3 protein-coding genes (1 of these 3 only partly in view) are annotated in these 23,366 nt (G+C 48.5%); all 3 read right to left on the reverse strand.

Translation table 11 applies throughout. From position 1 onward, the window contains the following. Tightly spaced (each overlapping or abutting the next), the 3 genes in view from ABMY45_RS14760 to ABMY45_RS14770 form a layout consistent with a single transcriptional unit that may run on beyond the window. Complete coding sequence (locus ABMY45_RS14760) at positions 1-12,069, reverse strand: amino acid adenylation domain-containing protein (protein ID WP_349289070.1); 12,069 nt, start codon at positions 12,067-12,069, stop codon at positions 1-3. Further along, positions 12,069-21,896 carry an amino acid adenylation domain-containing protein gene (locus tag ABMY45_RS14765; RefSeq protein WP_349289071.1) on the reverse strand — a complete coding sequence of 3,276 codons (9,828 nt, stop codon included), beginning with the start codon at positions 21,894-21,896 and terminating at the stop codon, positions 12,069-12,071. The genes ABMY45_RS14760 and ABMY45_RS14765 overlap by 1 nt, the downstream gene beginning before the upstream one ends. Beyond that, on the reverse strand, positions 21,896-23,366 hold the 3' portion of the coding sequence (locus tag ABMY45_RS14770; protein ID WP_349289072.1) for an amino acid adenylation domain-containing protein. Its footprint extends 8,456 nt past the window's final position; 1,471 of the gene's 9,927 nt are visible here — the last part of the coding sequence; its start codon lies off the right edge, out of view; its stop codon occupies positions 21,896-21,898. The genes ABMY45_RS14765 and ABMY45_RS14770 overlap by 1 nt, the downstream gene beginning before the upstream one ends.

Here is a 23,366-nt window from a genome sequence, read left to right on the forward strand (position 1 = left end):
CTAGTGCAACACATAGTTGCGCTCAATTATGTTAACCAACTGCCCTACTTGCTCGGCTTGCAGGCAGGACAAATGATCTCCTTTGACTTCATAACAAGAGAGAGAGTGACTAAATGGTTTCCATCCCATGTCTTTATTCACAGGATGGCCTTCAAATTCTTGCGTTTGCTGCGTTTTTACAACGCAGATTAGGGTGTCGCTAAGCATAGACGGCATCTCAATATTTGCTCGCAGTTGGGCACTAAAAACTTGTTGAAAGTGGCGTAAATGCGCATCACTAAAGTTAAATCCAGCTTGATGTATCCAGCGATTGAGATAGGCAATGCGTGTTGAAGCTTCACCTTGCTTATAGGCACTGATTTCCGCATCAGAGACACTGAGACGAAAAAACGCTATCAGATTATCCAGCATCATTTGTGCGATTTGCGCTTCATCTAAGTTAAGCGCTGGGTTGCTCGGTACAGGCGTATCAATCACAGTTACCGAACAGCCAATTCGACCTTGCTGCTCAAGTAAAGTGGCAAGTTGATAGGCGATAAAGCTGCCAAAAGAATGTCCGACCAAATGCACTTGCTCACCAAGTTCAGCGCCTGCTAATACACTCAAGTAATACGCTGCGGTGTGTCTAATCGAGGTTAGCGTCTCGGGTTCCTCGGCTAGCGCCTCTGGCTGCAAGCCATAAACGGGTATACGGCTATCAAGCCCATTCACTAACGCATGAAATGCCATTAACCAACCCCCCGCTCCCGCAATCAACACCACTGGTGTAAAACCAAGCTCGCCCTCTTGCAAACACACTAAGGTTTCAAGCGATTGAGGTTTACCATGACATTCGCCGAAACTATCCCTCAATGCTTGAATATACTGGCTGAGCCCACGCACAGTCGGATGCTCAAAAAGTGCCGACAGTGGCAAATTGAGCTGTAGGTGCTGATTAATATCACCCACTAAACGCATCGCTAATAGCGAATGACCACCTAAATTAAAGAAGTTATCGTCAAGGTACACTCCATCCACCAGCAAACGACTAGCAAACTGCTGCACTAATTGAGTTTGTAGTGGTGTAAGCCTTTCCAGCTTAGCCTCTTGCCGCAAGGGTTGAGGCGGAGTGTATGATCCGGCCAGCGCAATGAGCTGTTTGCGATCTACTTTGCCGTTCGTTGTCAGCGGAAGTTGGCTAACTGATTGAAACAACTCAGGGACCATGTAAGTGGGTAGTACTGCGCGTAATTGCGCTCGCAGAGCTGCATCATTCACTTCCGTATGTTGCGTTGGCTGCACAAATGCCACTAATTGCGCGTTGTTACTGCTATCTTCACGCACCACCACAGCACACGCAGCAACTTCGTCTAGCAGCTGAAGTTGCCGCTCAATCTCACCCAGTTCGATGCGGTAACCGCGCACTTTAACTTGGTCATCACCACGGCCTAGATACAGCAATTCATTTGAGGCTAAGCAGCAAGCACGATCGCCGGTTTTATAAAGTCGCTGGCCGCTATTTGGCTCAATGATAAAGGCCTGCTGCGTCTTTTCTTCGTCATTGAGGTAGCCTCTGGCAAGGCCAATACCTGCAATGTATAAATCCCCTTCCACACCGGTAGCCACCGCTCGAAGCTGTTCATCAAGTAAATATAAAGATAAACCCTCGACGGGTTGACCGATCGGCACGCGTGCACCGCTGAAGTGTGTGACATCATTAAGGGTTGCAGAAATGGTTGCTTCGGTCGGGCCATAGGCATTAATAATTCGAATATGGTCGCCATAGCGCTGCTGCCAATCGGTGAGCGCGGCAATCAGCATTTGCTCGCCACCTATGGTGATGATCCTCAGCGAGGTTGGCAAGGTGACTGAAGTCGCTGCAAGTTGATGCCAATACGCCGTCGGTAAACTCATCAGCGTTAACTCGGCATCTTGGCTTAATTGCGCCAACTTATTGGGGTCCAACATGTCGTCTGTCGGTGCCATCACCAAGGTTGCGCCACGAAGTAAAGTACAAAAGACTTCTTCGGCAAACACATCAAAACTCATGCTAGCAAATTGCAGGTAATTGTCGCTTGGCGTAATCGCATATTGCGCGGCTAATGCCTGCACATAATTAACGACACTGGCATGCTCCACCATCACCCCTTTTGGCATGCCCGTGGTGCCCGAGGTATAAATTACATAACAGAGGTCGTCAATCTGGCATGGCGCAGTAAAGCAACGACTAGGCTGCTCAGCCAAAGCGCCCTGAATACTATCTAAATCGACTTGAGGCACCACCTGCTCCGAGCTACCCTGCCAATATTCTGTTTTAGAAACCAGCATGGCTGCATTGGCATTTTGCAGCAGCAAACGACGTCGAGACTCGGGTAGTGTTGGTGCAATTGGTAGATAAGCTGCGCCCAATTTGAGCACCGCAAGCATAGCCACAATAAGCTGGTAATTCGCCTCTAGACACAGGCCAATAATAACGGGGGCTGTACTCGGCTCTAGTCGTGAAGCAAGGTAATGGGCGAGCTGATTGGCGTCTTTATCCAGCTGTGAATAGCGATAACAGCGAGCCTCCCCAGAGGCGGTACTATATTCACGAATAGCAATATGCTCAGGAAATTCAGCAGCAACTTGAGCAAATAATTGCTGAATTGGTAAATTTGGCGTTTGATATTGCACCGCTTGCGTCAGTGAAAAAGTAGGTAGAGGCAATGCCTTGCTGTACTGCGCGTGTTGAGACTGCCAAGACAATTTCCCAAGTGTTTGTTCGGGCTGTTGTGTCGCAGCTAACATCAGCTGCTGCATCGCCGCAAGGCTTTGCTCGATAAACACTTCATCAAAGCATTGCTGCTGATAGCTCAGCGTGAGCGATAAACTCGCCCCTACGCCGACCACAAAGGTCAATGGGTAGTGTGTTTCGTCAACTTCGCTTAAGGTTGTTGCAATAAATGGCAGCGCAGCGCTATTTTGCAACGGATCTTGCGGATAATTTTCAAAAACATACAAGCAATCAAACAATGGACTGTCGTTCTCAATACCCGACCACTGATGAACTTGTGTCAGTGGTGTATGCGGGTGCTGCGCCAATGCCGTAAGCTGCGACTTCACCGCTTGCAGGTAATCTTTCACACGCGCAGCTTGATCTATCGCGATATGGACCGCTTGCGTATTGATATACAAGCCAACGCGCTGCGCCATTCTACTAAGCGCTGTAGGTCTGCCCGCAATGGTTTGACCAAATAAGGCATACGGTTCGTTGCAGCAATTTGCCACCCAATACGCCCAGAGCCCTTGGATAAACTGATTGACGGTAAGTCCTTGTTCGCCTGTAAAGCGAGTCACGGCATCTTGCAGCGATTGCGGTAAAGTCACACTAAGTTCTTTAACACCAGCCGCTTTATTTTCAGTGTGATTTTCAGTGTGAAGTACCTTTTCGCTGAGTAATGTGGGCGCGCTAACTCCACCCAGATACTCCCGCCAAAACGCTTCGTCGCGGTCAACATGCGTATGCAAATATTCGATATGATCGCGGAAATTATCTACCACAATGGGCCGTAACTCACCTTGGCAACGGGCTTGATAAAATGCCAATAATTCAGCAAATAATACCGGCAGCGACCAACCATCCATGATGAGATGATGATAAGTCCAAACCACCCCAACATTGCCATCCTCAAAAGCAATTAACTTCAATCGCATACAAGGCGCTTGTGAAAGCCTAAGCGGCTCGGCAAGCTCCACCGCGGCCCGTGATTTCACTATTTGCGATTGCTCTTCTGCAATGACACTGCTGTGCAGCAGTTTGAGTGGCACATCGGCATGTTTACAGACCACTTGCAGCGGCTCGCCAGCAACGTCTATAAATGCCGAGCGTAATATGCTGTGCTGCTTAATCAATTGCTGCCAAGCATAACTCAACGCCTCAATATCCACACAACCTTGTAGCAATAAGCTGGTTTGCTCGACGTAAGGTAGCGTGCTTTGAGTGTGCGCCTCTCGTGCCGTTTGACTGTGAAACCACATGCCTTGCTGCAAACCAGTTAGAGGGTAAATATCCTCAACTTCCCCTTCAACCTGCCCAAGTATGCGCTGTAACTGCCGTTCAGAAATGCCGCTGAGAAGTGCAAAGTCACTGACTGTGTAATGACGTTGAGGCTGGGATTGGCAATGCTCGATGACCTGAATTAGACTTTCGAGTATCTCTTTACTTAATCGCTCTGCTGCTTCAGATGCTAAGCGCAGGCTGTCAAACTCTAACGTTAACGCCAATTGACCATCGACAACTGCCGCTGTTAGCTGCGCTCCAAAGTAACTGAGGTTTGACTCTGCAACCAAAGTGCCAGTCGACTCACGGGCCTCGCCCAGCAAACCTTGTTGCTCAATGACTGTATCTAGCTGGCCTAAATAGTTGAAAAACAGTAAGCCTCGGGTATCAATCTCAAGCGACGAGCGAACGTTTGGTTCTGGGTGTAAATACCGCGCTGCACCATAACTACTGGCGACTTTAGCGCTCCTTTCAAGCTCTGCCTTGATACTGCAAATCACATCATGCAAGCGGCTACCATTACTAAATAACTGCATTGGATAGAGCGCCGTTAACCAGCCAATGGTTCGGCTGCTATCCAGTGCCTCCGTCAGTAACTCGCGACCATGCCCTTCTAGCATGATCACTTCACTGCCTGCACCACACTTTTGCGCACACCAGGCAAGCGCACTAAGCAGCAATGCTTGCGCCGTCGTACCGTAACTGGTGTTGGCGGATCCCAGTAGCGCACGGGTGTGCGCTGCTGACAATGTGTGGCGAACTTTGGCTATGGTTGGGATCGCGCTTGTATCTTTAAGACTCAATAAGTGCGAAGTTTCAGCCAGTGCAGCCACCTTCTGCCATTTGCGCAAACCACGCTCATCGGTTGCAAGTTCACGATAAAAATCGGTAAGTTCAGCCAAATTCGCGCTTGCGGCAGGAAGCTCCAGCGGCACATTGTTTGTTTGCTGCTGTAATAGCTGACTTACATCTTCAAGTAACACACGCCAAGAGACGCCATCCACTAGCAAGTGATGTGCGCTAAACAGCAAGCGATTGTTGGCTTCGCCGTCAGGTGTAACAAATAACACTGCTTTAAACAGTGGCGTGCCAGTAAACGCAAAACCTTGCAGCACTTGCTCACTGAACTCGCTCAGCTCAGCTTGCCATGCGTCACGCTCAAGCGTATGCGCCGTAAATACCTTTTTAATATCAATGCCATCACGTACAAATAGGGTATTTTCATCCGCAACCACCAAACGTAGCGCATCGTGCTGAGCTATCAAGTACCCTATCACTTGCTTGAGCTGCGCTGGTGTGACGGATTTATCTACACTCACCAACACGCTTTGATCCCAATGACTGGGTTTGGCAAATTGTTGGGCGAAAAACCAATGCTGAATTGGTAATTTATCGAGTTGACCAACCAATGGCTGCCTTTCTTTACCCATAGTCAGGTGAATATCTTGCTGGGCAAGTCTTGCTGCAAGTGCCGAAACACTGGGGTAGGTAAACACGTCGGTAGCACTAACAGGTAACTTGAGTGCTTTGGCTTTACTTGCGATTTGAATACTCAAAATAGAGTCGCCGCCCAACGCAAAATAGTCATCTTCAGCGGTCATCGATGGTGTATTTAATACCTGCCGATAAATCGCCAGTAACTGGGCTACCATGCTGTTAGCCTGTGGTGTGACCACGCTCGGCTCGGTTACTGTGATAGTCTGTTGAGTTTTACCAAGTGTTGCCAAGGCACGATGGTCAACCTTGCCATGCGGTGTCAAAGGTAGCCTTGCGAGCATGACAAAATGCTCTGGCACCATATAACTTGGTAGTCTTTCCTTTAGCTGGGCTTGAAGCACTTGAGGCTCAGTTGTTGTTACCACAAATGCCTGCAACTGTGGCTGCCCTGATGCGCTTGTGGTTATCTGAACTGCACATTCTTGTACGCTCGATAGCAGCCCAATTTGCTGTTCAATTTCGGCCAGTTCAATACGATACCCTCGCAGTTTTACTTGTCCATCGTTACGACCCATATAGGCGATACGGCCGCTGCTAAGCAGGCGAACCAAATCTCCCGTTTTATAGGCTCGCACCATGTGCGAGGGAGAGACTTGTAGCTCAACAAAACGCTCAGCACTAAGCTGTGGTTGATGTAAATATCCTCTGGCAAGTCCTGCCCCTGTTACGTATAACTCCCCAATCATCCCCTGAGGCACAGCACGCAGTTGTGGGTCTAAAATAAATAGCTGGCTATTGTCGACGGGCAAGCCGATATCTGGCACCTTTCCGTCAAACTCAACCACACCTGAAGTCGCGACCACCGAGGCTTCGGTGGGTCCATAGTTATTGACTAAGGTAAATCCGTATTCTTTTGCTTGAAGCGCACCGAGTTTATCGCCGCCAACCAATAAATAGCGCAAGCTTTGCGGGTTAAACAAAGACTCAGTGAGCAGCGCTTGAGCGATTGGCGTTGCAATAAAACTATGCGTGACTTGGTGTGTATTGAAACAGGCTGTTAATTCGGCCGGTGACTGTAGCACCGCTTTTGTCACACACACGAGGCTCGCGCCAGCACATAAATAAGGCCAAATTTCCCATGTTGCCGCGTCAAAGGCGGGGTTGGCGGTTTGACTCGCAACGCTATGATTATCCACCGCAAAAGCTCGTCGGTGCCAACCACATAAATTCGCCAACCCTTGATGGGCTATCATCACGCCTTTAGGATTACCTGTTGTGCCTGAGGTATAAATAACATAGGCCAGCTGCTCCGCTTTAACTTTTGGAAACTGCTGAGGTAGTGATATTGTCGCAAGGCGCGCCTGCACGTTGGCGTCATCAACACAAATGACATGTGAGGAGCGATATTCAGCCTCAATGTCGTTATCATCTAACTCTGCTACCTCAAAGCGAGCGGCAAACTCACACTTGGTTAAAACCAGCGCTGCGCCGCTGTCTTTAGCGATGTAATTGACTCGCGCTTGAGGGTAATGAGGGTCAACAGGCACATAACATCCACCCGCTTTTAACACAGCCAACATCGCCACAATGAGATCTGCGCTGCCCGTCATCGCAACAAGCACAGGCTGCTCTGGTTGCAGCCCTTCACTTAATAACAGCGCCGCCAATGCCTTGGCTCTTTCATTAAGCTCACCATAACTCAAGGTTTGATTTGAGTTTGTGTCAATTACTGCGAGCCGCTCAGCTTGTGCAGGCTCTGCCATATGTCGCTCAATTTGCTCAAGCACTGACTGCTCAAAGTGTTCCGGCGCTGATTTGCCTGAAATCGCATGACTCTCTAGCTTCTGCTCCTTGCAAAGTTTTATATCCGCAAGTGCGCAATCAGGCTGCGTTAGTAACTGCGCGATCACAACATTAAAACACTCTGCAATGCTAGCTACGGTTTCTCTTTCAAATAATCCACTGTTGTATAGCCAGTGCAATCTCAACCCTTGCCCATTTACTGTTGCGCTGAGCTCTAGGTCAAACTTGGCACGCGCGTTTTCCGACGCTAAAACTTCCGTGCTGAGCCCCACAAACTCTGGTGTGTGCTGTGGCTCGGGATTAAACGCAAAACTCAACTGGAAAACACTTTGGTGACTTAGCTCTCGGCTAACACCAAGATGGTCAATGAGCTGCTCAAAGGGAAGTGATTGATGTTGATGTACTTGCTCAATCTGCTCTCTTTGTATATCGAGTAGCTGACTGAAATTCTGCTGCCAATCGACCTTCACGCGAATTGGCAAGGCATTGACGAAAAAGCCAATCAACTGCTCCACTTGTGGGTGATGCCGCCCTGAAAATGGCGCACCAATCACAAGATCATCCACTTGGCTAAACTTAGCAAGCACCACCGCATACGCGCTATGCAACCAAATAAACGGGGTTATTCCCAAACGCTGACAAAACTGTTGTAGCCGTTGCCATGTTTCAGCGCTTAGCTGCTCAGTAAATGCTTGCGCGCTATTGTTCACGGCCTGCCCACGAGGCGTATCGAGCGGTAATTGATGTAGTGGCGGCGCATCGTCAAGGTACGCAGACCAAAATGCCATGTCTGCACTTTGCTGCGCGCCTTGGCACTGTGCTCGATGCCAATGGGCATAATCCGCGTATTGCACCTCAGGTGGCGCAATCAAGTCATGGGCAAGTTCACTGACTTGGGTGTAATGGGCATAAAACTGTGTGAGCTCTCGCATTAATACTTCAATAGACTGAGCATCACTAGCAATATGGTGCATATTGACGATAAGACGATGATAGCCTGATGAGAATCGAACCAGAGTTGCACGGATCATTAGATCTTTACTAAGATCAAAACCCTGCGCTTGGTCGTCCCGTACCGCGCGCTGCCAAACCACAGTTTGCCAAAGCGGTGATTGTGTGGAGACGTCAATAAGCGTAACAAAATGCTCAGGCAAAGCCACAAGGTGCTGTTTAGGCCCATCATTAGTGTTGGTGATAGCCGAGTGCAACACCTGATGCCGTGACAGCACCTTTTGCCAACTTTGCTCGAACGCGCTCAGATCAAGCTCCCCTGAAAACACCAATAACGCTTGAATTTGATATTGCTGGCTGCCCTGCTGCATTTGATCTAGTGTCCATAAACGCTGCTGAGCAAAAGACAACACTACGCCATTGGTTTTATCCACCACAGCAATAGCACTTAGCTGCGCGTCTTGCTTTTCAAGTACAGCCGCTAAACCTTGTACTGTAGAGTGCGTAAAAATCGCTTGCAGCGGTAACTCAATTTGCAGCGTCTTGCGAATATGATTTGCCAGTTTTGCAGCAAGTAGCGAGTGCCCGCCGAGTCTAAAAAAGTCGTCATAACGACCAACTGATTCGCGCTGCAAAGTCTCAGCAAAATAGCTTGCTAGTTGGGTTTCAAGCTCGCCAACCGGTGCTTCATAAGTGTTTTCGTTAAAGCTTGTATCAAGTTGCTGCAGTAGTGCTTTTTTATCTACTTTGCCATTGCTGGTCAGTGGCATAGCTGAAACCGCTTGCACTTTGGCCGGCAACATATGGTCGGGTAAATTTTGTTTTAAAAACTGCTGCATGACTAAAGTGATGTCGTCGAACTCGACCTGTTTGTGTAACACCACAAAGGCGCAGATCCAGACATTTTCTGGGTTTTGCCGATTTAACAGCACTGTGACCTCAGCCACTTCGGGATGGTGGCGCAACTGGTTTTCAATTTCGCCTAATTCAATGCGATAACCCCGAACCTTTACTTGGTCGTCAATTCGACCAACATAGCTCAGCTCACCGCTGGCCATTAAGCGCACGAGATCACCTGAGCGATATAATCGCTGCTCAGACGCTTCACTAAATGGGTTTTGAATAAAGCGAGTGGCGTTTAACTCGTCACGTTGCCAATAACCCCGACAAACCCCCTCGCCCCCTACGTACAACTCGCCCACGGCACCTTGCGGCAAGAGCCTTTGCTTGTCATCAAGCACATAGCAGCTGGTGGTCGGAATAGCACGACCTATATTACTGGTGCCGAGCGTCAGATCCGCAGGCTCCAGCGCCTTAAACGTAACATGTACCGTGGTTTCGGTAATGCCATACATATTGATTAACTGACAATTTGGTAAGTGCTGTGCCCAAGGTTGTAGCTTACTTGGCTGCAACGCTTCACCACCGAAAATCACGTACCGCACTGCACATTGGCTCGCCAGCTGACTGTCATTGAGTAGCGTGGCTTGTAGCGCGTAAAACGCACTTGGCGTTTGATTTAAGACCGTAACACGAGCATCAACCAACAACTGAGCAAAAGCTTGAGTGTCTTGCGCAGTCGCTTTATCCACAACCACAAGATGACCACCAAAGAGTAACGCGCCATACATCTCCCACACAGAGAAATCAAAGCAGAAGGAATGAAACAAGGTCCAAATATCTTGCTCATTAAAATCGAATAAGTTGGGCTCTACATGAAGTAAGCGCACCACATGACGATGCTCAATTTGTACGCCTTTTGGTCTCCCTGTGGTGCCAGAGGTATAGATCATATACGCCAAGTCTTGCGGCTCAATCTGAATAGCATCAAGCTGCTTGAGGGCTTCGCGGCTGGCCTGATGCTCTGCCTGTGACACATTAATTAGCTGGTATGAAAGCTGACTAAACTGTGCCTGCGTAGCGTTGTCACAAAGCAGCCATGGGCTTTGCACGTCTCCCAAAATATACTCAATGCGCTCTTGCGGGTAGTCGGGATCTACCGGCACATAGGCAGCACCCACTCTAAGCACTGCTAGCAAGGTCACTATCATCTCTATGCTGCGTGATACACTCACCACCAGCATGGTTCGTGGCGTGACCCCTTGTTGTAACAGCATTACCGCCAGCGCATTGACTCGATCGTTAAGCTCACGATAATTCAGCATAGTCGTGCTATCTTGCACGGCAGTACGTGTGGCAAAGTGCTCGGCGTAGCGCGTGAATAAACTGGTGATGGTGTCTTGCTTAGGCCAAGTTGCCGCTTGGCATTGAGCGCCCGTTATTAATGCTTGTTGCTGCTTCTGGTTCAGTAACGCAAGTTCACCAACGGCGGTATGAGGGGCTGTAACACAAGCTTGAAGCAGCGTATGGAAACAATCCGCCCAATGTTTGATGGTTTCTTCTGTGTAAAGATGGCTATCAAACTTCCAATGTAAATAAAGTGCCTGCTCATCAACTACGGCATTGAGTTCTAAGTCGCATTTTACCGCTATGCTATCCGCCTGTTGTTTTTGCACTTCTTGAACCGATAATCCCGGAAGCTTAAAAGCACGCTTATCAGGGGTTTCCAGTGTAAATAATATTTGCACTAGCGGATGGTGACTTAAATCTCTTGGAGCACCAACCGCTTCCACCACTTTATCAAAAGGAATATCGCGGTATTCAAATGCCGCTAAGTTGAGGTCTTTTTGTTGCTGCAACCATTGGCTAAATGGCATATCACTTTCAAGCTTTGCTTGCATCACTAAGGTATTAACGAACAAGCCAATTAACGGCGTTAATTCAGGATGATGACGGCCAAGCTCTGGCGTGCCTACAACCACCTGCTGCGATTGCGTAAGCCTTGCGATAAACAACATAAAGGTATTGAGCAGCCACATAAAGGGTGTGAGCTGGAGCGACTTCGCCTGTGTCGAGATCGCCGCAAATAACGACGCATCAAGCGCTTGGCGATATACCTTCCCCGTTAACGACTGCACCGCAGGACGGACAAAATCACAAGGCAATGACTGCAACGGCGCTAATTCGCCAAATTGCTGTTTTAGTTGCGCCAGTGGTGCCTCGATGCGATCTGGCGTTAGCTGTGCTCGCTGCCACTGACTAAAATCACTATATTGCACCTGCATAGTTGCAAGCGGTGTATAAGATGCGCCTATGTGTTTGCAATAGCCAGCCTCTATCTCTTGTGCAAGTAGCGCCATTGACGCCCCGTCAGAGACAATATGGTGCATATTAAAAGCAAGGTGATGCTCATCGCCATTACTTACCACCAGCACGCGAAGCAAACAATCATGAGCCAAGTCAAAAGGCTTGTTCTGATGGGCCTCAAGGTGTGAAGTAATATAGGCTTGCCGTGTTTCCTCAGCTGCTACACTGATATCAAGCCACTCGAACGGCGCAATCACGTCATCCGTTATTTGCAGCTGGGGTTGGCCATCTTGTTCATTTTTTACAAACCTAGCGCGCAGTATTTCGTGGCGCTGCAGCACATCTTGTACAGCGCTGCGCATTGCTTGAATATTAAGCTTGCCGCGTAACAAAAACTCAGCGGGCATATAATACTGCTTGCTACCTTGCAGTTGCTCAATAAACCACAGTCCTTCCTGCGCAAAGCTCAGCGGTAAGATTTTCCCCGCGCTTGGCTGCGCGACTATTTTCGGCGATGAGCTCGCCACATCATGGCTTTGTTGCTGAAAATAGGCAATGATCTCTGATTTATATTCAACCACCTGCTGTTTTAACTGTGGAGGAAACCCAGCGGTTTGCTTAAATGCCAAGCCACCGTTTTTTTCATACAAGGTCACGCCAGCTGCTAATGCTTCTGCGATCAATGCCTCTATCTGTCTTTGCTGTTCATTCATCACAAAAACATCTCCTCAGACTGACCGTTTTCGTCCGCCGCTTTGGCTGCACGATGGATCTCACACCAAGTTGCAAGTGCGCTTACGCTTGGCCGCTCGAACAATATTTTTAAGGTAATGGGCATCTCAAGCGCCTGCTCAATTAAGGCAACCGCTTGGCTTGCTGATAAAGAGTGCCCTCCTAACTCAAAGAAGTTACTGTTAATATCTCGAACTTGAGTATTGAGCACTTGAGCAAAAATTTCTGCCAGCAGCGTTTGTAGTTCAGTCATAGGAGCTAAAGGTGCTGTAAGCACTTGCGCCAGTTGCGATTGCACCAGTTGTGCAAGTGCTCCCGCGTCTACTTTGCCATTATTGGTAAGTGGCATAGCAGCCAGTGCATACAGCTTGTAAGGCAACATGTAACTTGGTAGGACCTCTGCTAACGAGGCTAATATCTGAGTGTGTAGCGTCTGTTCAAGCTCATAAATGGCATCACTGTGCGATGGTGTAGTTAGTACCACACAGCCCAGTAAGTTATCTTTACTTTCGTTAAGTAACACATGTGCTTGTTGCACTGCATCTAGGTGCTCAAGCTGAGCCGCAATTTCTTCAAGTTCGATGCGATAGCCACGCAGTTTAACTTGGTTGTCTCGACGACCAATAAACTGCAGCACACTAGGGTTGCCCTGTTCATCTAGCAGCCAACGCACTTGGTCGCCCGTCTGATAATAACGCTGCGAGTCATTGTTCAAAGACAATGACACAAATTTACTGGCGCTGAGCTCAGGCAACCCAAAATACGCCTGAGCCACATTATCGCCCGCGATGTATAACTCTCCAGGCATGCCCATCGGCACCGGCTGTTGATGCTGATCCAGCACCACCAAATGAGTGCCTTGAATGGCGCTACCGATTGGCACAAAGCGCTGCGATTGCTGCGCAAGCGAAACCGCATCTTGGCCATTACAGCGATACACACAACAACCGACCGTTGCTTCTGTTGGGCCATATTCGTTATAAAAATGAGCCTGTGGCATCAGTGCCCCGACTTGAGCAACCACGCTGCTAGATAGGGCTTCTCCCCCCACCACAATGTGGTGCGCAGCATTGCTCGGTTGTAATCGTGCCAGCACGCCTTGCAAGTGGGCTGGAGTCAACTTGAACAGCAATGACTCTTCGCGCGCTAAACACGCACTAAGCTCTGTGATTAACTGCTCGCCATCATTCAATAATACAACTCCAAGGCCATTAACCAGCGCTCCCCATAAGCTGGTTACTGTCGCATCAAACGCTAAAGGCGTGCTGACAACGCTCTCTTGTATATCGCCTTGGAGATAACTGTGGCTAACATGCTCAAGGTAAAGGTGTAGATTACGATGGCTGATCACCACACCTTTGGGTCGCCCTGTAGTGCCAGAGGTATAAATCATATAAGCAGGCGCATCAATATCACTTAATGGCGCTAGCGCCTCTACAGGCATGTTCTGCCAATGCGGTGCGGTGTCCATTAGCACCAAACGGCAGCTAAGTTCTGCGCTGTTCGGAAGTAGCGCTGAGGTAGTGATAAGGCAAGTCGCTTTGCTGTCACGCAATATATAGTGCTGACGCTGACTCGGTGCATTTGGGTCAAGCGGCACATACACGGCCCCGACTTTTAAGGTTGCCAAAAGTGCCACAACTTGCTCACAGCTTGGCGCTAAGCTTATTGCGACCTGCGACCTTGCCGTTACGCCTTGTTCAATCAAGTAACGCGCAAGTTGATTACTTTGTGACTCCAATTCGCCAAAACTTAACCGCTTGCCAGTCATATCTCGTACAGCATTTTGCTGTGCACTATGCTGAGCAAAGTCCCGTATTTTATCGCTGATAAACCAAGGAGATTGCGGCTGCGCTTGCGTGGCAAACCCTAACTCGCTGAGTACTTTGCTATCAACTAATGGTAAGGTATTCACACTTTGCTCAGGGCTTGTCAGCGCCGCGTCAATTAACGTCACAAAAGCATCAACCATCGCCTGTACGCTAGTGTGTTTAAACAAGGCTTTGGCATAATTCCACTGCACCGTGATCTCACTGCCCGATTCTTGTGCATTGACTTCTAAGTCGAACTTCATTGCAGGCTTAAGCTCAAGCTGTTGCTCGATTTTTAGGTGAGGTAGCTTGAAGTTACTTTGTTCGTTATTTTGTAGTGCAAAGAGTATTTGTAATACGGGCGAATGCGCTAAGCTGCGCGGTGGATTAATGGCATCAACAAGCTGCTCAAAGGGTAGATTCTGATGGGAAAAAGCCGACAAGATCACCTGTTTTTGTTCACTTAGCCAGTCGTTAAATGAAGGCGACCCCACTTTGCGAGCGCGAATAGCCAAGGTATTCACAAAGCACCCCAGTAACCCCTCTAACTCTTTCACCTCACGTCCTGCAATGGGCGAGCCAATGACAATATCCTGCGTTTGACTAAGACGAAGCATCAACAGCGAAAAGGCACTTTGCAACCACATATACAAAGTCACCCCTTGTGCTTGGCAATGCGCTTTTATCGCCTCAACTTGCGACGTTGTAAGAGTATGACGAATGCATTCACCATCAAAGGACTGAACTTGTGGTCGCTCAAAGTCCAGCGGTAATTCATGAACAACAGGACACCGCTGCAACTGAGTTTGCCAATAGGCAAGATCTACCTGATAGCTATCTTGCTGTTGCTGCTGCCAGTAGGCAAAGTCTGCATACTGCACCGCTAGCGGTTTAGCGTATTGCTCTGGCAACGAATACGCTGGCGCTTCACTAAAGTGCCGATAAAACGCCACAAATTCTTTGGCAAGCAGCGCCATCGACCAACCATCGCTGGCTATGTGATGCATGTTAAACAAGAGTCCAAATCGGTTGTGACTAAACTGTACACAGATAACGCGCAGCATAGTGTCTTGGCATAAATCAAAAGGCTTGCTGAGCGATTGCTGCTGTAATGTTTGCCAACGCTGCTGTTGCTCGGCGGTATTCAGCCCAGACAAATCTACTAATTCCACAGGACAAGCTACTTGGGCACGAACTTGCTGCACAGCACCGTGATCACCACTTGCAGGAACGATGACCGTACGGAGCACTTCATGACGCGCAACAATCGCGCTTAACGCTTGTGTTAAAGCGTCAATATCTAAGGCTCCTTCACACCAATAGCTCGCTGGCATATGGTATTGCAGACTTTGCTCATGTAACTGATCGATTAACCACAAACGCTGCTGAGCAAAAGACAGAGGTAACGCTTGGGCTCTTGATACCGGCTCAATGGTATTGCTGTGCGCAATCATCGAACTTGCGGTTATCACTTCAGCAAACGCTGCAATACTTGGCGCATCAAAAAGTTGTGGCAAGGTGATATCTCGCCGCTGCTCACTGCGCACTCGGCTGATCACTTTTATGGCGAGCAGCGAATGCCCACCTAAGTCAAAAAAACTATCGTTAATACTCTGTACAGGGCTCGGTAATAGCTCACGATATAACTCAAGTAAATAACGCTGTATGTCTGTGAGCTTAGATCCATCAATTACCTCGGCGACCTCTTGGCTTTTCGCCTGTGCCTGATAGGCAAGCTGTAATGCTTGCTTGTCTACTTTTCCGTTTGCAGTCAGTGGAAGATCAGCAACGATATCCAGCGCGGCAGGTAACATGTAACTGGGCAACGACTGCGATAAAGCTTGGCGCAACTGCACGAGTGTGAGCTTAGCCTCACCATTTAAAACCACATGAGCCACTAGGCTTTCTTGTGCTTCATCAACACTCACAGCGCAGCTTTTTACTTGCACCAACGCGTCGATTTGATGGGCGATTGCCACAAGAGAAATACGGTAGCCTCGCAATTTTACTTGCTCGTCTAACCGCCCTAAATAACAAAGATAGTCTGCCTCACCGCGCGCATTCGCCTGCCACTTTGCCTTGTCGCCACTGCGATACCAACGCAAGCTTGAAGTACCAGACGCAGGCACTGCTTGCTCAACAAAGCGTGTTTGCGTCACACTCGCGAGATTAATATAGCCTTCACACACCCCACCTCCCGCTAGCCAAAGCTCTCCGGGCATATTGGGTAAAGCCAGTTCGCCAAACTCGTCGACTACCGCAAGGGTCATATTATCGATAGCATGGCCAATAGGCACTTCTTCGTGGCCCGCGAACAAGTGGCGCGACTCATGGCTTACAGCATAGATACTACAGCCGACTGTTGCCTCAGTTGGGCCATATTCGTTTATCCACTGCGCATTAGGGAGCTTATCCATCAGCTTATTAACCAAAGCTGCGCTCAGCCCTTCACCCCCAACCACAAATCGATGGGCAACATTACTATGAGTTTGTGCGTCACTTAATGCGAATACCGCGCGTAGGTGCGCCGGTGTTAACTTGAATAACTTGGCTTCGTTAGCTGCAAAAATCTGCGTTTGTAAGGCGGGCAACAATTCGACGCCCATGGGAAGCAACTCAAGCTCACCACCTCGCATTAAGATAGGCACTAAGGCGGTCACCGTCGCATCAAACGCCAGCGGTGTACTGAGTACTGCCTTGGTTATATCACCGGATTGTGGCAGATAGCGCTGACACGCAAAGCGCAGATAATTATTGAGGTTGCCATGACTAATGGGCACCCCTTTTGGCTGCCCGGTTGAACCTGAGGTATAAATAACATAGGCAAGCTCGGCTTGGTTAAATGCAGATGCGTCTTCATCTACCAGCAAACAGGTATCGTAAAACGCAAAGTTCCCCTCGGCTTCGAACAGATCATCAAGCAACAAAAAGTCACTACCGGCTTCAATCAAGCGCTCGGCATCTTCACTTAGCGCCAGCGTCAATACGATGTCTGCATCATTCATGATATAGGCTAAGGTATCGGTTGGCGTGTCATGATGAATGGGCACATAGGTATGGCGCGCTTTTAATATTGCCAGTACCGCAGCCACCATGTAACTCGAAGACGGCAGTAAAATAGCAATGCGACTTTGCTCGGCAAATGCCATTTCTAATAAGCTATTAGCGAGTTGATTCGCGCATTTTTCTAAGGTGAGATAACTACAAGTAAACTCCCCCATGCGCACCGCAGTCTGTAGTGGAGTCTGAAGAGCCGCCTGACTAAACTGAGTCACCCATGGCTGTTGCTCTGTCACTTCTACCGCAACACTTTGCAGCTGTTTTAATAGCGCTAACTGCTGCTCAGCGGGCCACAATGACAATGCTGACAACGGAGTATTTGGCTCTGCAAGACACTGCGATAACACATAACAAAACTGCTGATGGAAACTAACTACACTCGCTTCGTGCCACAAATTGCTGTCATAAAGCCATTCAACGGTGAGTACATCCCCCTCGTCTATCACTGCGACTTCCAAATCTAATTTGGCACCGCGTACTTTACTTTGGCAGGGCGTCACTTCCAATTGTGCTAGCCTAAGGTTTTCATTTACCTGGTTATTTACCCGAAACACGATTTGATGCAGCGGATGCTGGGCGCTTGAGCGTTCAACGTCTAGCTCATCCACTAACACATCGAAGGGAATATGTTGATGTTGCAATGCGTCGTTGAGTAAGCCTTGGGTTTGCTGTAACGCTTGGGTAAAACTGGTGTCTTCACTCCATTCGCTCCTAAGCACTAAAGTATTGATAAAGTTACCAATCATATTTTCAAATGCTTTAAGGTGACGTCCTGATACCGGCGTACCAACAACCACATCGCGCTGTTGAGAAAAGCGGCTTAACCACAATGAAAATAGCGTTTGCAGTAACACAAATAAGGTTTGCCCTGAACGAGTTTGATACGCTCGAAGTGCACTGACCAGCGCCGCAGGTATAGGCTCAATCACTAAGGCGCCACGCAAAGAGGTTTTTGCTTCTCTGCTACAATCTAGCGGTAATTCATGAACCTTGGGCAGACCTTGTAATTGCATACGCCAATAGTCGAGCTCCTGTTGCCATAACTCCCCCTGTTCCAGCTGCTGTTGCCACATTACATAATCAACGTAATGCACCTCTTGTAGCGATAAGGTTTCGCCGCTGAGCACGGATTTGTAAGCCTGCTCTAACGCTTCGCTCAAACACGCAATAGACCAACCATCGGCAGCGATATGATGTAAGGTGATCACAAGGGTAGTCTGCATCGCCTCTTGTTGATAAAGACTGGCGCGCAGCATTAAATCACGGCTTAAATCGAAGCTGGTTGCGTAATCTTCTGCGATAGCTTGCTCTAACGCATGTGCTTGTTGCTCAGCGGATTTATCTGTCCAGTCGTGCTTAATCAAGGTAAATCGAGCATCAAGGTTAATGCTTTGGTGCGGTTCTCCTTGCTCATTTTGATGATAATTAAACGCCAAGACTGGATGTTGCTTAATCACAGCAATAAAGGCGTGCTCTAAGGCCTTGGTATTCAGTTTGCCTTGCAATTGAAATATGCCCTGTAGGTTATACTGGTTGCTGTGCCCTTGCAGTTGGTCTACAAACCACAAGCGCCGCTGTGCAAATGACAAAGGATAATTGGGCTGTGGTGGCGCAGGTTGTAGACTTGGTAATGAAGATTGAGACTGAGAGTTAGCCAGTATCTCGCTTAGTTCAAATACGCTAGGATTGGCAAACAGTTGCTTTAAGCTCACCTCCACCGAGAGCTGGGCTCTTAGTTCATTGAGTAATTGCATTGCCAATAAAGAGTGACCACCGATGCTGAAAAAGCTATCGTGCAGCCCCACTTCTGGTGCGCCAGTTAAGGTTTGATAGAGTGTGATTAACTGTCGCTGCAACGCACTTGTCACCTCACTACTTTGGCTTTGAGAAGTTAATGCCAAAGACTGTAATTGTTGGCGGTCTATCTTGCCATTACTCAGGGTGGGTAAGTGCTGGCAAAGCTCTATCCAGCTTGGGATCATCGGCTCGGGCAAGCGACGCTTCAAGCCTTGGCGGATCACCTCGCGCAGATTGGTTGCGGCGCAATGGCTGCCACCACCACTTACCACAAAAGCAACCAAAGCATCTTGCTTGCCGAGCTTGCGCACCACGACTGCTGCCTGCGATACCTCATCAAGCGCTAACAGAGCAGCTTCTATTTCATTGAGATCAACGCGGTAACCGCGAATTTTCGCTTGTTTGTCAATTCGACCGAGAAATTCAAGCTCGCCGCTCGCATTCAGCCTAACGCTATCACCACTGCGGTAAAAACGGGCGCATTGGGCACTATGTTGCAAGCTACTTGTAAACTGAGCTGCGGTCTCTGAAGGCGCATTTATATATCCTTTGGCGAGGCTCGGCCCGCCAATATAGAGCTCTCCAGGCATGCCTGCGGGTGTTGGCTTCCCCTGTTTGTTGAGTACGCAGGTGGTGACATGTGCCAAAGGCGCACCGATCGGATAACTGTGGCCGGTTAGCCTGCTGTCTGTCACTTCATGACAAACTACTCCAACACAAGCCTCCGTCGGACCATAATGGTTGAAAATACGCGCTGCTGGCGTCAGCGCGCGAATGCTATCAACAAGCTGCTCACCTAATGCTTCTCCACCTAACACCCACTGCGAAATAGCGGGCTTTTGCTCAGCAAACTGAGGCAAAAGCACCGCGGCAAAAGAAGGGGTTAATTTTATCAAGTTAACTTGCTCAGCCACTAACTTGGCTGCGATTTCGGCAGGTTCTGGCGCTTGGTTTGCAAGGGTGAGTACCACAGTGCCGCCATGAGTAAGCACCGGATAGACAGCCGTTAAGCATAAGTCCGTGGCAAGTCCTGTGACCACACCCGCTCGCGTATCTTGGTTGTAACTCAATCTCGCCGCGATGCTGCTGCAATAGTGACTCAGCGCGCCATGGCTGATCTCAACCCCTTTGGGCACACCAGTAGAACCAGAAGTAAACAACACATACGCGCTATCATCAAAACTTGGTGAATAAGTTTGCTGCGGCGCTCCTTTGTTTTGGCTCAGCTCACTATATGTAAGCACTCTGATGTCAGCTTCTCGTAGCGCTTGGCAAAGTGGCGTTTCGACACTTACCACCACCGTATTACACTCAGCTTGCGCTAGCATTTGTAGCGCTCTGGCAGTGGGCATATTGCCATCAATAGGTAAATACGCACGGCCACTTTGCATTACGCCAAGCATAGTGACAATGTCACTCATATCGCCCGTTGTTATCAGCGCAATGATTGACGCTGGAACATCTAAGTTGTTGGCAATTTGTAGGCTTTGAGATTGTAGCTGCTGATACGTTAGGGCCCGCGATGCTTCGCCATTGGTGCTTGGCACAACCACTGCAATCGCCTCACCTTGAGTTTGCGCTATACTTCTGATTGCTTGCGGCACAAGCATCGGCTGGCTGATGTTGTGATTGATATTTGCCGCCTTTGTCGGTAAGTTCGTTGATTTGAGCACCAAGTCGTCAATCGGCAGCGCCTCTTTAGCACAATAGCACTGGACGAGTGCCAAATAATCATCGGCAAATTGCTGAATAAGCGCATGGTCATAAAGCCCTGTTGCATAAACAAAGTCACACACAAGGGTATCATCTGTATCATCAACAGATAGGGTTAAGTCAAATTTCGCAGTGCCATTATCTAGGGCAATTAACTCGGCTTCTAATTGGTTATTTACCGATACCTTACTACTTGCTACACCATTGTAGTTAAATAACACTTGAAACAAGGCGGAATGCGCGGCGGATTTGGGTAGCTCTAGCGCTTCAATGATGTCTTCCACGGCAGCGTTTTGATTACTAAGCCCTTGCAATACTTTGTATTGCAGCGCCTTAATCGCCTCACTCATGGAGTGATGTCCGTTTATCTGCATACGCAGTGGCAAGGTATTAATAAAGCAGCCAAGCATAGCTTCAAACTCGCTTTGCTGACGATTTGCAACCGGCACCCCTAAGGTAATATCGGCTTGCTCACTGTAGCGATAAAGCAAGATGTAAAACACGCCCAGCAAGGCGGTAAAATGTGTTACGCCATCGCTGTGGCAAGCTTTATCTAATCGTTGTATTTGTTCTGCGTTAAACGAACAACGAACCGTGTCACCTTGGTACTGCTTTTCTTTTTTTCTTGGATAGCTGGTGGACAATTCAAACGGTGTAAATGCCTCTAACTGCTCAGTCCAATAAGCCAATTGTTGTTGATAGTCTGGGGATTGTCTTAATTGCTGCTCCCAGTGCACATAGTCAACATACTGTAAATCGGGAAGCTCAACACACGCCTCCGATAGCTCATACAGCAGTGCGTTGATAAATATAGTCACGCTCCAGCCATCACTAATAATATGATGCATGTTAACGAGTAACCAGCGGCAAGCAGTGTGAGAGTTACTCACTAAAGCCGTCACTTGCAGCAGCGACTCGTTGGCAAGATCAAACTGATACCCCACAGCCTCTTTAATCGACTCTGGTAGCTGATTGGGTAGCGCTTCTTCATCCACGGTCATCACAGCAATTTTCATCGCCTCAGCAGGTTCAATTTGCTGCACCACCTTCCCTTCAACCGTGATAAATCGTGCTCTCAAAATATCGTACTTAGCTATCAAGCGGCTCAACGCTTGTTCAATGTCCGTGACTGAAAATGACTGCGATAATTTAACTAGCCCAGCCATGTTGTATGCCGCAGTGCCCCCTTCATATTTATCAATAAACCACATTCTTTGCTGTGCTGCCGAGAGCGCAGCAGATTGCTTTTGTTGCCCCTGAAGGTAGGTGATAAGCGCAGTTTTGTGCGCCTTTATCTTATCCAGAATACCCTCAGGCACCTGCCCAAGCGGTGTTCTAAGTTTTAATTTATCTTGCTGTAAATAAACATAAATCTGTTGACGGTCCAGCTCATCTAACCACTGTTTTATTGCAAAGTTTTCCATCATTACAAGTCCATCTCCGTCATAGATTTATCACTTAGCGCTGCACTCAAATCTCGGTCGCTTACAATATCACTGACTTTCTCTACGTTTGGAGTCTGCGTCTCCACCGAAATAGCATCATGAGCTTGTTTTAGCGCTTCGATACACTCAGCAAGCTCTGCAATACAGGCGTGCTCAAAGATGTCGCCAATGGTCAATTTAATATTGAAAGCTCGGTTGAGTCTCGATACCAACTGCATACCAATCACCGAATTGCCGCCGCTATCCACAAAACGTGCTGTGACGCCCAACTGCTCAACAGGGAGAAGCGCTATATAATGTTGATGCAGCTGTTTTTCTGTTTCAGTGCGAGGAGCCAACGTGCATATTTCTGATACTTGCTCAACAGCAGGCATTGGTAGTGCTTTTCGGTCGCGCTTACCATTTGGTGTCATCGGCCATTGACTTAACCAAACAAAATGCTCAGGCACCATGTAACTTGGTAACCACTCACCAAGCGCTTGACGCAGCCGAGGCGAAGACCACTCGGTTGATAACTCACCATCATCAATCATATAACCACACAGACATGGGCCAGTTTCTAGCGTTTGTACGCAAACATCGACTTCACTAGTATTGAGTATCCGTCCCAGGTGATGGCTAATATCGCCAAGCTCTATACGATGACCATGGAGTTTAATTTGATTATCTAAGCGTCCTTTTACTTCAAAATGGCCATCAGCTAAACGCCTCGCTTTGTCTCCCGTCTTGTATAAGCTGCGGCTAATGGAGGTTGTAAATTGATGATTGATAAAACGCTGCTCGGTCAGCTCCGCTTGATGTAAATAACCCATAGCAACACCACTGCCACCAATGTATAACTCGCCCCATACGCCGTCGGGTAAAGGCAGCCCTTCACCATGGCACTCTGTTGGGAGCACAAATAAGCTAGTATTTTGTATCGCTTTACCAATGGTTATCTCTGCGGCATTGTCGATATGTGCCACCGCCGACCAAATCGTGGTTTCGGTTGGCCCGTATAAGTTATAAACCGCTTTACTGTGACTAAGTAACTGCGCGGCCAGTGCCTGAGGTAAAGGCTCACCGCCACTCCATACTTTTATGCCAGAAGTGCATGCTGGCGCCGCATTTAACACTAATTGCCATAGCGTTGGCGTTGCCTGCATCACCGTGATCTGCTGCTGTTCAATAAGCGCGCCAAGCACAGCAGGATCGCTAATACTTTCATCACTTGCCAGCACCACCGACGCACCAACCAGTAATGGCCCAAACAACTCTAGCAAGGCAATATCAAATGCCACCGTGGTGATGGCCAATAAGCGGTCATCTACCACTAGCCCTGGTTCACGACACATAGATGCAAGCAAATTAGCAAATGCCCCGTGACTAACTTCAACGCCCTTGGGTAACCCCGTGGAACCAGAGGTATAAATCACGTAAGCACGCTGCTGAGCTTGAATTAGCAAGCTTGGG

The sequence above is a fragment of the Pseudoalteromonas sp. XMcav11-Q genome, assembly GCF_040104525.1.
Taxonomy (GTDB): Bacteria; Pseudomonadota; Gammaproteobacteria; order Enterobacterales; family Alteromonadaceae; genus Pseudoalteromonas.